At 57.6% G+C, this 15036-nt stretch carries 9 protein-coding genes; 1 reads left to right on the plus strand and 8 read right to left on the minus strand.

The annotated features are described in order from the left end of the window. Positions 1-211: 211 nt before the first annotated feature. The 6 genes from PLJ71_20645 to PLJ71_20670 all read right to left on the minus strand — a co-directional run bounded on the left by PLJ71_20645 (position 212) and on the right by PLJ71_20670 (position 6393). Complete coding sequence (locus tag PLJ71_20645; protein HQM51103.1) at positions 212-1423, minus strand: sialidase family protein; 1212 nt, start codon at positions 1421-1423, stop codon at positions 212-214. 504 nt (positions 1424-1927) lie between these two features. Next, the gene (locus tag PLJ71_20650) at positions 1928-2470 is read right to left on the minus strand and encodes an integrase core domain-containing protein (GenBank protein HQM51104.1); all 543 of its coding nucleotides are present in this window, start codon (positions 2468-2470) and stop codon (positions 1928-1930) included. A gap of 206 nt (positions 2471-2676) precedes the next feature. Beyond that, on the minus strand, positions 2677-3009 hold the full coding sequence (locus PLJ71_20655) for a hypothetical protein (GenBank protein HQM51105.1): 333 nt from the start codon (positions 3007-3009) through the stop codon (positions 2677-2679). Positions 3010-3148: 139 nt separating this feature from the next. Next, positions 3149-3424, minus strand: a complete 276-nt coding sequence (locus PLJ71_20660) for a hypothetical protein (protein ID HQM51106.1) — start codon at positions 3422-3424, stop codon at positions 3149-3151. Positions 3425-3576: 152 nt separating this feature from the next. Continuing rightward, on the minus strand, positions 3577-5598 hold the full coding sequence (locus tag PLJ71_20665; GenBank protein HQM51107.1) for an alpha-galactosidase: 2022 nt from the start codon (positions 5596-5598) through the stop codon (positions 3577-3579). Positions 5599-5715: 117 nt separating this feature from the next. After that, complete coding sequence (locus tag PLJ71_20670) at positions 5716-6393, minus strand: hypothetical protein (GenBank protein ID HQM51108.1); 678 nt, start codon at positions 6391-6393, stop codon at positions 5716-5718. Between the two features lie 421 nt (positions 6394-6814). Between PLJ71_20670 and PLJ71_20675 the strand changes: the two genes are divergently transcribed. Next, on the plus strand, positions 6815-9082 hold the full coding sequence (locus PLJ71_20675; protein ID HQM51109.1) for a hypothetical protein: 2268 nt from the start codon (positions 6815-6817) through the stop codon (positions 9080-9082). A 548-nt stretch (positions 9083-9630) separates the two neighbouring features. Here PLJ71_20675 and PLJ71_20680 read toward each other — a convergent pair. After that, positions 9631-11955: a hypothetical protein gene (locus tag PLJ71_20680; GenBank protein ID HQM51110.1), complete on the minus strand. Its 2325-nt coding sequence runs from the start codon at positions 11953-11955 to the stop codon at positions 9631-9633. Positions 11956-12366: 411 nt separating this feature from the next. Then, entirely contained in the window at positions 12367-14370 is a 2004-nt protein-coding gene (locus PLJ71_20685) for a hypothetical protein (protein HQM51111.1), read from the minus strand. Positions 14371-15036: the final 666 nt, after the last annotated feature.

Below are 15036 nucleotides of genomic sequence, written 5' to 3' on the forward strand. Positions count from 1 at the left end.
CCAATGCAGGAGGAGCAGAAGGAGAAAACGTCTTGCTTTGGTCATCCTGAACCCAGACCGTGGGCATGCCGTAATCGTCGTCCGGTACACGCCTATCAAATGAAACCGAAATGTGACAAACGCATTGGGCAACGCAGCTAACGCAAGTCATTGTCGGTTAATAAGGACAAGTTCTCGGCAGCCGCCGTCGATGCCACGTAAGGCAAGGCCTTCACTTCGGCTGGTTCGGCCACGCCTTGATACGCACGCAGAACACGGCATCGTGCGTTCCCAGCGGGCCAGGCGCGCCGTTCCATCCATTGCCGAGGCGGTCGTAGCACACCAGGACCTCGTTGTCACCTACGAGTGCCATGCCGGTGTAGGAGGTGCTGCCCGGAGGATCCGTCCATTTCCCGCCGCACCAATCCGGAGAGTACTGCATGGATTCCTCGGCGACATGCGCGTTGTGATGCTCGGCTAGATTCACGCGCTCCCAGATTTTGCCTTCGCCATCCGCGCACGCCCACACATAGAGGCCTGGCCGACCGCCGGAGAGCAGAAGGATGCCGTTCTTGAGGCGCGCGAGCTGGGGCTCGACGCAGAACACGCCGTTCATGCGCTCCGGCGCCGTCCACGTGGCGCCTTCGTCGGCACTGTAGCTCTTGTGATAGTCGCTGCCTGTGCGATACACGCAGAGCAGCCGGCCATCCGCGAGCCGTACGGAATTGCTCTCATTGGCCCCTTCTGGAGCTTCCTTCAGAGTGGCGCCTTCGGCCACCGTGGCCTGATACTGCCACGTCGAGCCGTTGTCCGCGCTCGTGGCCGACCACACGGAATCCTTGCCATCGCCCGCGAACTTACCGTAGAAAGTCGTAAACCACGGCCCGTTCTTGAGGCGCAGGATGTTACCGTTCGTCAACAGATAAACTTCCCCGCCGGGATAATCGGCCAATTCGCGTGGAAATCCCAGGAATTTCATCGGCGTGCGCTGCACATGGATGGTGCCGTTCTCATCCAAAGCGACTTCCGTGCCGTCGGCGCGTGCGTTCCGCTTGTCCTGCTCCGAAACCGGCCATGTTTCGTAAGGCATGATGAGGAGCTTCCGAGCTTCGAGGGACATCGAAATCGGCCCGTAGCACTCGATCTGGGCGAGAGGCTTCCACGTGGCGCCACCGTCTCTCGACAGATGCAGAGCCGCCGGCCATTGGCCTTGCGCCTTGTCATCAGCGAGCACAACTTCGCAAAGGATATCCTGCCCCTCGACGCGATGCAGAGTAGAGAACCAGAAATGGCCCTGGGCGCGCCCGACCTCGCTTGGCGGCCCGATCTCGATCTCGCAATTCGCCAAGGCATACCTCTGCACCGCACGCGCGGCCGAAGGCGCATCCGACGGCGGTTGGCCGCTGCTCTGCCACGAAAGGGCGGCCCAAGCCAGGCTAGACATAAGGAGACATGCTGAGAAACGTGTTTGCGTGCACACATGCACCTCCATGAAATCCCGTTCGATCTTTCCGTGGCGCCCGCCGCTGGCGGGTACGATACTGTAAGCTGCCGCGTCTGATGGTGATGATGACTATCGTTGACTAGCATTTGACCAGAATCCGCGGTCGGGCTTCAAGCGCCGCGACAATCGAATTAGAGAGCAGAGACAAGAGCTAGCGGCGAACCTACGGGAAATCGGCCTTCGAGGCCACGGCGATACATCAGCACGGAAGGCGCCACTCATGCAGTCGGGCCCTGCCGGTCCTCGAAACGCATAAGGGGCCGTATGGAAAGGAAGTTGGATCGTATCAAAAGTCATTCTTGGGTAGTCCGTTGAGTGCTGTTTTGGGGACGGAATTTCGGTCGCGGTCGTGAGTAGTTGGGTGGGCGGATTCATTTCTTGGGCCTCAAATCGGCGAACAAGCGTAGCTCGCCCTTACTGAATGAGCCTTGATGTGAAGTTGGCTTATGCAACTTGACGGGAGTAGTACCGAAGCATGCCGCCGAGACGATTGCAGCAAGCCACTCTCCCCCACGCTTGGCCGACCTCGCTGCCCGCTTCGATCAGGTTGTTGTCCAGTCCCTGGTGGTTGCGCTCGCCGTGGTAGTGTGCTTCGAACTGCGTGAGGGCGCGACGTAATGAACGTTCGCCGAAGAAGATCATCCGGTTGAGGCACTCGGATTTTACGGAGCGCATGTATCGCTCGAGATTGGCATTCAAATTCGGACTGTGGGGCGGCGTCACAACGGCTTTCGTCTCTGAGCCTTCGATCACGCCACAAAACGCGAGGAAGTTGGCGTCTCGGTCGACCAGCACATATCGACTGTCACGCAGGAAGCCGTCGTAGCAGTCGGTGAGGTTCCTCGCGATTTGCTGTACCCACGCAGCATTCGGATTGGGGGTGATGCCAGCGATCTCGATACGACGTGTGGATATTCGCATGGCGACCAGGATATAGAACGTGACGAGGCCGCCCTGCGTCCATACCTCGACCGTCGTGAAGTCCACTGCAGCAAGCACTTCTCAATGCGCTTTGAGAAACGTATTCCACCTCGTCTTCCGCTGCCGATCTGGTGCCGGTTCGATGCCATGTTCCCGCAGAATGTTCTTGACCATGGTATCGCACAACGTGATGCCCAGATTCTGGAGCGCGCCCTCAATATGGGTGTAACCCCCCATCGGATTCTTCTTCGCTATCCACACAATCAGATCGGCTATTTCCTGCTTGGTGCGAGGCCGACCAACCGTTTGCGCAACGCGCTGAAATCCCACTTCTGCGCCACCAATTCCCGATGCCATCGCAGAATCGTATTCGGTGTTACGATGGTAGCCAAGTCACATAGCAACCTTCGGCCACGGACGTTGTCTTTCACTGCCAGGCGTCGGCGTTGGTCATCATTCAATAGGATGCAGCTCTTGCCCCGCTTCTCCCGGAGCACTTGGTTCTCCGCCTGAAGATACTCGATGATGCGTTGTTGCCCGCGATTCAGCTGCGAAGCCACAAAAAGGACAATCAGGTGCCAAGGCCTGAGAATGAACTCCAACATGCGGTCAGACGCTCCTTTCCAATCAGAAAAGAGGTATGATGCCCGCTCTTCCGCGCCCGATCAATTGCTTTAACCTACCAAACACGCGTTAGACCCAAACCAATGCACCGGAACCGCTTAGGACCTCGACCGAATATTCTCACCATACGGCCCGTAAGACGGGCAATTTGAAACCCGTAGATATCCGCATGGTCTCGGCAAGCATTTTGGCGTTTGGGTTGGAAGAGGCGTCGGCAAGGATTGTGGTCTCTGCATCAATCACAAACTTAGCTTCTCCTGGCTTTATGTTGCTCGGCCAGGGAATGATTGGAAACCAAGATTGCACGGTTTCAGAGGTACTGGAGACGTCTTCGGGTTCGCGTGCAGTGATGGCGCTGAATGAAGCGATTGACATCGCCAAGAACACGATGGTCATTCCACACACCCTCGTTTTGATCACACACCGGTTGGGTACTTGTTCCCACTATCGGCACGAAAACTCTATCCAGTTCCTTGCGTGTATGTCGATTGGGGCTCGGTGCTTCGAATTCGCCCCCCGCTGGAAACATGCTGCTTGGTGTGATTCGGTCACGGCTTCTTCCGGTAAATGAGCACGGCTGATCCCGGTTTGTCATGCAAGACGATTGAGACGCCCTGACCGATGAGTTCCGTGCCGGTCGTATCCGTCATGGAGGCGGTATCGACGTTTGTAAGGGTATAGAGGGCGCTGGCCTCCACGCCATGGAGCTTTACACGGATTGATTCGTCAGTGCTGTTCGCTCTGCGAAACACTTGCACCATGCCTTCGCCACGTTCCGGACAGTCAAACTGCCAAGCCATCCAAACTGTGTCTTCCAGGCTATACGGTGTCAGTGGATAGAAATCGCCGAGCAAGTAGTCGCTCACAGAGCGCCACTCCTTGACCATGCGAAGATAGTCTGTCCAATCGAGGCCTTCCTGTCTCGGCGCAGAGCGTGCGAGGGCGAACCGTGGACACCAGACACTCCGAGCTGTATAGTCGTCTTTGTAAGGCGCGCCGCTTCCAAAGTACGGGACCCACTGGACCAAACCGTACGTCTGGCATTGCTGCGTGTAGAAAGGTTCGCCAAGGTAATCGCTGCGGAGCAATGGTAGGCCGCGTCGAAGCGTCTCAAGGTCATTGCGTCGGCCGCCGCTGGCGCAACTGTCAATCGGCATGCCGGGATGACGCCGGATTAACTCATCCCAATAGGCCAGGTAGCCCTGCACGTGCAGGTTCTCGCTCACGCCTTGCCGGTCGGGCGAATCACCGCTCCGCCAGAACGCCAACGGGTCCATGTTGAAATCCTGCCGATAGAGGTCGATTCCTTGCTCCGTCAGCATTCGGTCGATGTGGTTGGTGAGCCACTGACGGGCTTCCGCATTGCCAAGATTCAACAGACTGATGTTCGCGCCGATATTTTTCCCGTTGAAAAGCCATTCGGGATGCGTATTCGCTAACCACGTGTCGGGCGAGACGCGCTCAGGCTCGAACCACACGCTGAATCTCACGCCCTTGGAGTGGACGTAGTCAGACACTTCTTTCATACCTTTGGGGTAACGATCCGGGTCGGGTTCCCATGTGCCGACCTTCGGCCAACCCGGACCGTCGCAAAGGTACCAGCCGGCGTCGATTACCCAATAGTCGAGCTTCACACCCTCGTTGATGTAGACTTCGGCATATTTGATTTCATCTGCCGCGTTGCTCCGCAGGCCCGGATAGAAATCCGTGGTGCACATGATCAGTATGGGCGGCACGGGCTTTCCGCCCGGTTTGGGCACGTTGTGCGCCAGCATCCATCGCCGCCAGAGGTTCTGCGCCCGCACGGGGTCCGAACCTTTCCAGAAAAGCAACGCGATCAGCGGCGTGCGAATCTCTTCGCCGGGTTTCAGCCGCAGATGCGTCAACTCCTGGCCAGCGACGACTTGAATGCCCTTTTCGCTGTTGCGAGTGAAACTCGTCGCCCATTGTCCGGGCCAACCGACGGCGATAATCACGCCGCCGCCGGGCATCGCGAGATTGTAGCAGGGAAACGCCTTGTTCGTGGGACGTCCGCCCTCAGGCGCGAATTTCTGCGTGGCATTCGGGCCCAGCGTCATTTCATACGGCTCATAGCTGTCCGGTACGCAGTAGTCGCCCTTGATGCCCCGCAATACGAACTCCCCCCCATCAGATCGTTCCCACCGAGCATCCAAGGCTTGGATGTTCTCGATGAGCGGCGTGTCCTCCTTCCCGGCGTTGCGTAAATAGATTGTCCATTCAACGACCGGGAAGTCGGCATACTCGACCGACACACAACGTACTTCAAGCCCCGTTTTCGAGTCGGTCCACGTGAGGGTGCGTTCCGCTCGTTGGTCGTCGAGCTGCCGCTTCCCCTGTTTGAACTCGCAAGCCGTCAGGAGTTCGCTAACGGGTTTGCCATCGTACATGAACGAGAACATGGGCTTGGCGGTCAAACCGCCCGCTAAGCCAGCCGCAATCCAGTGTTGGGCTTCTGTCATTTCATCGGCCGTCGGCGAGACAGCGGAAGCACGGGGGAGAAAGCAGGTCGTAAGAAGAGTGAAACGAATAAGCAGCCATCTTGCGCGCATACATCAAGTCTCCTTCGCGTTCTCCGTTTTGATGTGTGTTCAGCGAGTCAGGGCTTGTTGCGGCATATTATCATCATTGACTTCGGCCGGTCTTGCTTTATTGGTGCTCAATCCATTTCAGTAGCGCCCCCAGTAGTCTTCAGGGCTCGTGCCCTCTTTGCCGTAGTGGGAATTACGCCAACGACCGTGGTAAATGCGGGTTTCGTCACCTACATTCAGAATCCCGTTGGCTTGACAGAGCACGGGGGGCAATGCTCTGCGGGGGACAGGCGTTGCGGGAGAATCAGTCGCTCGCAGCCAAACGTGGCCTCTTCCAGGTTCGCGGAACGCCAATCCGTCGTTGCTGATGGCAAGCCTCATCGTGGGATAGTCATACGGGCCGAACTGCGACCAATAGGCGAGCTTATAGCGCCGGGTCGGATCGGGACCATCCTCATCCTTGATCACACATGCGTCGCCGGTGAGGGCACTGGGCAAAGCCAACGCATTATTGTCCCGCGACCCCTTGAACAGCAGTTGAGGCAGATTGGGTTCTTCCCAGTGAAGGCCATCCACACTCTCCGCATAACACAGTGAACCCGGAAAGACGTCCTCTTTCCATCGTTCCGCCTGAGCCTTGAGCGCGTCCGGACAGTCAGGATTACGTCTTGTGTGACACGCGTAGTACCACATGCGGAACTTGTCTTGGTCAAAAAGGATTGTGCCATAGAAATGGGCGGCCAGACGATCGGAGGCGTTGGGGTTGTTCCGGCTGGGAGTGAGCACGGGTTCAGGCCGGACAACTGGCTTTGACAAAGTACACCGCAGGTTGTTTTTCAACGGCAAAGATAAGTCATCGACACTGAGCAAAACAGCCTGGCGAGCAACTGAAACCCCGGTCGAGGGAAACATGAAAGCGTTCGCCTGAATGGGGTTTTGTTCCGGCAGTGCCGGAACGAACAGCACGAAGCCAAGAGTACAGAGCACAGAGATGCACGTTGTCATTCTTCTGTCCCGCAAAACGTTCCTTGATGTTGCCGGACAGGATAATAGCTGCTCGGAAAACACGGCGCCACTTGAATCAGGATATCCTGTCGGAATTTACGGGGTTACAGGACTCGCAGGTCACGCCTGTCGAACACGGGCCGAAGCCATAGACTAAGACGGGGCGCCCGCATGTCCGGGTATTTCATCACGGCGTGTTATCATACGTTTTGCCAAGGATGAGGTATTGCCCATGAACAGACTGGTTATTGCTGCGTTGGTATTGGTTTCGGCGGTTGCGTTGGCGACAGAAAGGTTGCCGATAGGGGTGTTTGACGACGCGACGATCCCGCGCGGGGAAAGGCGGGCTTTTGATGTTGACCTGGCGGCGCCGCCGGAGGGGAAAGAGGCCGTGCTTGTCTTGAAGGCGCGTCTGGATACGCCGCAGGTAGCGGGGTACAACAATGCGCTTCGCATCACGCTGAACGGGACGGCGCTGGACGCGGACCGTCTGTTAAACAAGCCTTTGCGAGTGAAATCGCGGGGCGGAAACGTTTATTCGATGGTGGCAGGTGATCTCTTCTCCACTTTTTATTGTCCGGATTTTGAGAGTCCGGATTCGGACCCGCATTACGGTTTGTTGGAGGGGTACAAGGCGTGCCTGTTTGAACTGCGGATCACGGACCTGGCGAAGGAGGGAAAGAACGCGCTGTTGTTCGAGCATGTGTCGACCGTGGAGAACCCGCTTGTGCTTGGCGACTGCGCCGTAGTGTTCCGCGAGCCGACCGCGGCGTGGCGCGCGAAAGCGGGCCCGCCGGAAGGTCCGCTGCCGGTGTATGAGCCCGACGCAAAGAATGAAACGGCGTTTGCGGTTGGCGAACCGGCGGATGGGAAGATTGAGGTGAAGACCGAGGCCATGGGCGTTGTTGTGCAGAGCGCGTTCTCGACCCCCGCAGGCGAATGGGTTCACGGGAGCAACGCGTATTTCCGGCTTGAGCGGCGGACCGAGCGGAATGCGGAGAGCGTAGTGGTTTATGATACGCTCACGAACCTGACCACCGACAACCTTCCCATCATGCACAGGCATGAAGCGGTTCTTGGCGACCGTTTGGAGAAGGTTTGGATCGGCGGGCTGGAACAGGCGTCAGCGTCGGCGTCCATATCAGAGTCTTCCAACCCGACGACGTACGCGGAGGCGGACGCGGGCGGAGTTGGGCTGATTTCACTGGACGATGTGTTCCGGGTTCATGTTCGCAAGTATTGCGCGCCGGGAATCGCGGGCATTGGCGACAACAACCTTGTGCTGCGTCCGGGGGCATCGTACACGGCGGAATGGGCGATCGTCCCGACGCGGCACGGGGACTATTGGGAGTTTTTGAACGCGGCGCGCCGGTTGGCGGATGCGAATTTCACGATACCAGGCGGGTTCGCGTTCTTGCGGACGGAGCCGATCACGGACAAATGGACGGATGAGCAGTTCAGCAATTTCATCCGGTTCAAGGACGCGTATTATGTGTGCGCGTCGGTGGAGTATCCCAGGTACAAGGGATACTACACGCACGGGGTCTATTGCCAGCAGTTGCCGGTTGACCAGATCGCGCAAATGCTCGAGCGGTGGAAGCGTCTTGTGCCGGGCACCAAAACGATGATCTATTTCCACAATTTCATCGACATACTCGATGATTCGCCGGAGCGGTTTGCGGACGCGCGAGTGCTGCTAGCGGACGGCAAGCAAGCGGATTACGGGGAGCCGTGGGACCGGATCTTTTTCCCGACGGAAACGAACTCGTATGGTCCCGAGATTGCGAAGAATGTCGACCAGATCCTGGACCAGATCAAGGCAGACGGGGTGTACTGGGATGAGCACGAGTACAGCCGCTGGAATTATCATTATGGCGAGCCGTGGGACGGGGTCTCGGGCGACATTGATTCGACGACGATGAAGCTTGTGCGGCTGAAGTCGTCTGTGACCCTGTTGTCGGCTCCGTGGCGGCTGGCGCTGGCGAAGAAGATCTTGGCGCGCGGGCCAATCGTTGGCAACGGCGTGCCGTTCACGCGGGAACTGGCCGCGCTGAAGTTTCCGTGCTTTGTCGAGACGGGGAGCATCACGAACTGCACGCAAGCGCACCTCTACTCCCCCATCGCGCTCGGTGACCATCTGACGGAACGGTCGGAAAAGGACGCGTACGGAACGATGCTGGCAGCGCTGGATTACGGATGCGTTTATCACTGGTACAACGATGTGACGGTGATCCCGACGCACGTGGCGTTCACGCATTACATGTACCCGTTCACGCCGGTGGAGTTGCACGGGGGGTACGTTGTGGGGCGCGAACGGATCTTGACGAAGGTGAGCGGGCTGTTTGGGTGGGGCGACCGTTCGGCGCATGAGACACATGTGTTCAACGACAGTGGGTGCGAAGTGGCCAGTTACCCGGCGCCGCTCGTTGAGAAGGACGGCAAAACGTACACGGAGCTGCGGCTGCCGGAGGATTGGGCGGCGGCGATAGTCAGGAGGTGACCGGGAGTTTGGTCTGCCCCCACGTCGGATTCATCGACGACACGGTTCGGATCGGTTGTTTGGCGTCGCCTGGGATGGGCGGTCGGCGGGGCTCGCCGGACTGAGACAACTTCCTCCAATGCGCGTTGAAGCGCTTGCGCTGCCAACGAATGACCGTGTCAGGCTTCGCAAAGATCAGTGCGTCCTTCCATCTCATCCAAGCCTTTGCCAGAAGACTCCAAAGAATACAATCAGCCGGCTTCACCTTCGTCCTCTTGACACTCCGCTGGTACACGCACAACCGATGCCGCAACGCGAGGTTCTCGGCTTGCAGCCCCGCGCGAGACTTCAACACCCCCGCCAAGAAGCTTGTACACAGTCTAATGAATTCAATCATTTCCACTCCGATCACGCATCCAACGACGAGATTTCATGAAGTGGAAAGAGTAACAAATACGTCGCGAATCGGCGAAAACAGAAGACGAAGCAACCGTTGTAAGTGCTTGTCCATCAATAAGGACAGGTTTTCCCCAACCACAACGGATATTCAGGAAGGACAAGCGCCAGGCTCAGTCGACGGTGAGCTCGAAGAACGCGGTTGGGCCGTGCTTCAGACTCGCGGTGTCGAGATGGATCTTGAGCCGACCATCCCCCCGGGCAAGCGGCAAACGTTCCCGACGCGCCCCATTTAGGCCAAGCGCATAAAGGGCCATGTTTTCTCCGTGGGCGTTCTGTAACGTCGCGTCCAGACGCCCAACCTTCATCAACACCGGCAACGTGCCGTAGTTGAACATCTTCGTACGATCGGGCGTCACCACCATGCCGGTGTTGGCGGTCTCGGTCGTATAGAGCAGGACCATCCGCCGGCTTTCCGCGAGATCCTTCCCGTCCACGGCGCAAACGCCAACCATGGCCGGAGTATCGCTGCCGATCACCTCCAGCCGCCCGACCGACTCGCCGCGGCCGCCCTCCAAGGTCACGGCCTCGCTGAAACGCGTGGCCATCTTGAGGAGATTCTCCTCGGCCCGCATCGTGATCTCACCAGTATCGCTCTGAAATACTCCCTTTGAGGGCTCGCTGATGTTCGCCTCCGGGAGAAGTCCGCTGCGCTTCATTCGGCCGACCAGGGCATCGAGCGAAAGGCTGGCCTTCTCGGCATCGGCGACCTCGACAGTCCATTTGGCGCCCTGGCGGATTTTCACGCCGCCTGCAGGAGTGACAATTATGTCTGGCTCTGCAGGCAGCGCGACTCCCTCCGGACGTTGCGCACCGGGGAACGAGATGGTGAAACCACTCATCAACCCGAGTTTGGTCTGCTCTGTCGAGGCTTGCTTGAACTCACCCAGGACGGACTGCGGCACTTGAAGCTCAACCCGATGGGCTGACGTCTTCACATCACCGCGCACAAACAGGCACGTGAAAAGGAATTCACAGGCCCGGGTTACCGGAGAGCCCTCGGGCTGGAAGGAACCGAGGCGTTTTGCCTCGAACACGACGGGAGCGGAAGCATAAACCATCGCATCGAATCCTTGAAACGCGGAATAGGCGCCAAGGACGAGTCCGAACTCACGTTGATACTGGTTCCAGAAGCAATGGTTGTATTCGGTCGCACAGAATGGCCGGTCCGCAAATTTCGCACCGAACATGATACGCAAATAAGCCGCGGCGTCGCCCAGCGAGCTGTTTTGCGGGCAGACTACTCCAGAACCTCCACGCCAATCCCCGGGTGGAAACGCAAAGAACTGATTTCTGATCGCCATCGTTGAGTATTCGTATCGTGCTGCATGGTCTCCCCACCAATTTGGCAGGCTATAATGGCCTACCAATCCATCGTAGCCGATGCGCTTGAGATTGGCCGCGTACCAAGCGATGTTTTCGCCGGCCAGTTCATTGCAGAAGAGTACAAAGTCTTGATCGCTTGGACTCGATCCTATTCCGGTCCATGCGTAATACGGCAACACGAACGAAAGGTTCCGCGCCGGCACCGCCACTTGGTCGAAAGAGGTAATGGCGTCGTCTCCCCATGCCTTGGCCAGGGTTTCCGGCATTTGATACTTAGCCCCCAGCCATTGGCGGAATCGCTGGTTCATCGTTCCTATGATTGCCTCGGACGTAATGAAACGGGCCAGCAGTCCCGATTCCTGTTCATTATAGGGTTCGATGCAGGCAATGACCGGATCGTCCTTCCACGCCAATCCCGTGTAGGGATTGACGTGGTTCATCAGAGTCTCAGCCGCATAGAGCCAGGTCCTGCGCATTTCGGAATCCCCCAAATACATCCGCGCCTTGAAGTCGCATTCTCGGCCTTGGACTTCAGGATTGTACTTCAGGGGAGGAGATACCGGCTGAAAAAGCCCGTAACCAAGCAAGGTCAGATGCAGGTAGATCCCTTGTTGGCCCATTTGGCTGATCAGGTAATCAACCTTGTCGAGCAGTTCCGGATCGATGTTTAAGCTCTCGTGCGGCGACATTAGGTCTATATCGAATATTCGAAAGAGATTGTACCCCTGAATCCTGCACAATCGGACATAGCGGTCCACATCCTCTTTCCACGTTGCGCCCGCGCCAAACCAGCCGAAACCATCAACACTCATGGCCTCATCATTCACCACATGGAATATAAAACCTTTCAATCTGACCGGATTTTCGGGCCTGCCTCTGGCGACCAGTTTCCCAGAGGACCCGATGACGAGCCGCGGCAACCGTTTACTCCCTGCAGACGGTCCGTCCACCAACGGCACGGCGGTCACCGCGCTCAAGTCCAAGGCGCTGCCCGCCTTTACGAGCACGTCGGATGTGTCCACCACCTTCCATTGCGAGTTAGCTGTGAATGTCAAGATTTCGTTCGCACTCTCTTCGGCGATGGCCGCAACAGTAGATGCTGCCACAGCCACGTAACAACTCAGTAGGAATAAAGTTCTAGCGCCGGCACAGGCCGCGCAAATCAAGCCGATTGGCTCTTTCTTCATGACACTCTCCCATTGTGGTATGCGCTCCAAGCCGTTTGATCGCGCTGTTGGTTGGTCAAGGGATAGTAATCGCCGAAGGGGTGTCTTTTACAGCGTTTTGCCTGAGCGACATTCGCTTTGATCTGCAGCCATTCTGGCTCTGTCTTGGCAGTGAGCCAGATCTCCATGCCGGGGTTCAAGGCGCTGCGGGCGTCATAGGTATCCAGGATCGTCCAACCTCGAGTCGCGCCCCCTTGAATTGATAGCCAATGCTGAATTCCATAACTGTGATCCTGTGTCGACTCGGCCGTCCGTCCATTTCGCGATTGGTCCAATCGACCATCCCGGAAAGATGCGCTACTTCACCTCAGTCTCTTCTGGCTTTGCCGCAAACACAGCCGACTTGAACGGCTCGATACAGCCTTGCCGGACGATGTCGGCGTCATAGGTGGCGGACAATGACGCGGCGACTTCAGCGAAGAAATCATTCACCTCGGAGTCGGTACTGAGGTTCTTGCGCAGTTCGCCGGCGATTGCGCCGTAAGGGAAAGCGGCCAACTGCCATGCTTGCCAGCCGAAGATATTGTGCCAGCCATGGGTCGTGTCCCAAGCAAGATAGGCCTCGAGGTAGTCGCACAACAGCTTCTCGCACTCCGCCTTCGGTGTGGTCGACGTCACACCTGCCAGAAGTCTCCTGTGCGCTGCACGCATCCGCAGTTGCAGAAGCACGCTCTCGGCCACGATGCGGTGATTAGGAAACAGCTTGCGTCCAAAGACGCCCGGCCGGCCGAATGTGTCGTTCTGCACGATCTTGTCAAGTTGGGCGACAAGCTCTTCAATCTTGACGGGGTCGTCTTCTTTTAGAGCCAGATAGCTGTCGGCCAGGAGTTGTCTATGGTCGGGAAACAGGTGGCCGGAAACCTCCAACAGGACGTCTTTTTCAGAAACATTGGCGTAGTTAGAATCACACATTGATGATGTGAAGTAGAACAGGTTTGGAAACTGGAGCAGGGGTGTCTGCACGTTCCCCATGATTCCGGCCACGTCGGGAGACTTCGCATCCGGGCCGTTGAAGATTCCACGGACCGCGTCGATCTCCACATTGGTGACCGGATAGCCGGGCTCGCGTTCGATGATGCCGTAGGGGAGATACACGGTTCTGGATATCAGCCCTTCGTCGCGACACATGGGCAGATACTCGGGGAACTGCCCGGAGATCAGCCACAACGGTTTTGGACCTCCTTGTATCAAGGCCCGCAGGGCGAGTCGTTGATGGTCCACCAAGCCTTCGAACTGGATCTTCTCCCTGCGTCCCCAACCCCAGAGCATCCAGTTAATGAGCTTGGTCTGTTCTCCGTTGAGATTGTGACGATCGAGCAACGCCCGGCATCCCAGCAGGACCTTGTTGTAGTCGTCAAAAGTACCTTCGGCGAGGAAACCGGGATCGGAGTCGATATTGCAAACCCCGTCGGCGTTGTTGATGATGCGATACATGGCCTCGCGCGACGCCATGATGGCCTTGAAGTGTTCGGGATCGCCGGGGTTGAGGTCCTCCTGCGAAGGTCTCCAGTAGGGGCGCTGTCTGGGGTCGGCCACACCACAACGGTCTTTGGCGACGCGGTTGGTGCACTGCATGAGCCATACTTCCATGCCGTGCTTCGTCTGCGCGTAATCAACGACCCGCCGAGACTCCTCCAAGTAAGCCTCGTCTTCGGGGGAGAGCGGAACGGGCATGATCTCGATGAATGGCCAGAGGTAGAACAGATTCACGCCCTGGTACGACAGCATGTCCAGGTAGCGTTGCCAGTCCTCTTCCGTCCAAGACCGAAACGTGTACGGGTAATTGATGGCCCAGCCATTGAAGTGCATGCCGCGCTTGGCAAAGGCCGGCTTGCCAGATACGTCGAGCCCAGCCGGTACAAACGCCGATGTCCTCTCGGATTGAATCTTCTTCATGAGCAGCCCCAAAGCGATCTTCGTCCCCCGTGGGGTGGAGCCAGTGGCAAGGACATAGTCGGCGCCGTCTTTGGATGCGGCGCGGAGCACGTATCCCTCACTGCCAAGGTCTTCGCCGGGGATACTCTGCGGAAAGAACTTTTTGACCGAATCCGTTCCCACCACGATCCGCACCCCCGTAGTGTTGTCGGCCGAGGTAACCACAGGAACCCGGTCTCCGGTCAGTTCCTTCAGATAGCGCGCCAGATCCTGTATGCCATACTGTATGAAAGACGGCTCGTCCGAACGGGTCACGATCATTGCATGGTCGAGGAGTACTCTCTTGTCGGCTTGGGCGTCGGATGTCGTTGCTGCCGAAAGGATCACGACGGCGGTCAGTAATGATAGTGAAGCCAAATTCATCATTGGTGTATCCTCGTATGTCTTATCCCAACCCCAATCGGAGGATTGCCCGGGTCTCCTTTCTTAGGCTAGAAGCACCGGAGCCACGGCGTTCATGCTATGCATTCTCCTCCACGCTGTCGCGGCCCAGGGCTACCGTCAGCGAGATCGAACGGATTCGGGAGTGTAGACGACCGCACCCGACTGCGATGGAACTGTCGTCGATGGGCATTTAAGCAAACTGCTGAGGCCAGGTTCGACCATCTGGAGCACTCCTCCTCTCCATAATATGCTCGGCCCGGCAGATCAGTCCACGGGGGTCGGTGACGGGTTCGGGAGGGCATGTGCGTTACGTCTTCTCTGTAACCAGCTTAGAATATTGACTTTCTGATTTCCAGATGGGTCTTTGACATGGGTTGGTCAAACGTGTGAATGACGAACGAGACCCGCGGTATGATCCCCACCCCGCGTCCACACTTCGACTGTGGTGAAGTCCACTGCGGCAAGCACTTCCCAGTGCGCCTTGAGAAACGTCTTCCACGTGGTCTTGCGCCCGCGTTCGGGTGCCGACTCAATCCCATGCTCCCGGAGAATGTTCTTGACCATGGTATCGCACCGTGTGCGCGAATTCCGGCACGCCCGCTTTGACGAACATATCCGACCTGAGCAAATCGAATACCGCGACCGAAT

The sequence above is a fragment of the Candidatus Hydrogenedentota bacterium genome (genome assembly GCA_035416745.1).
Lineage (GTDB): Bacteria > Hydrogenedentota > Hydrogenedentia > Hydrogenedentales > SLHB01 > UBA2224.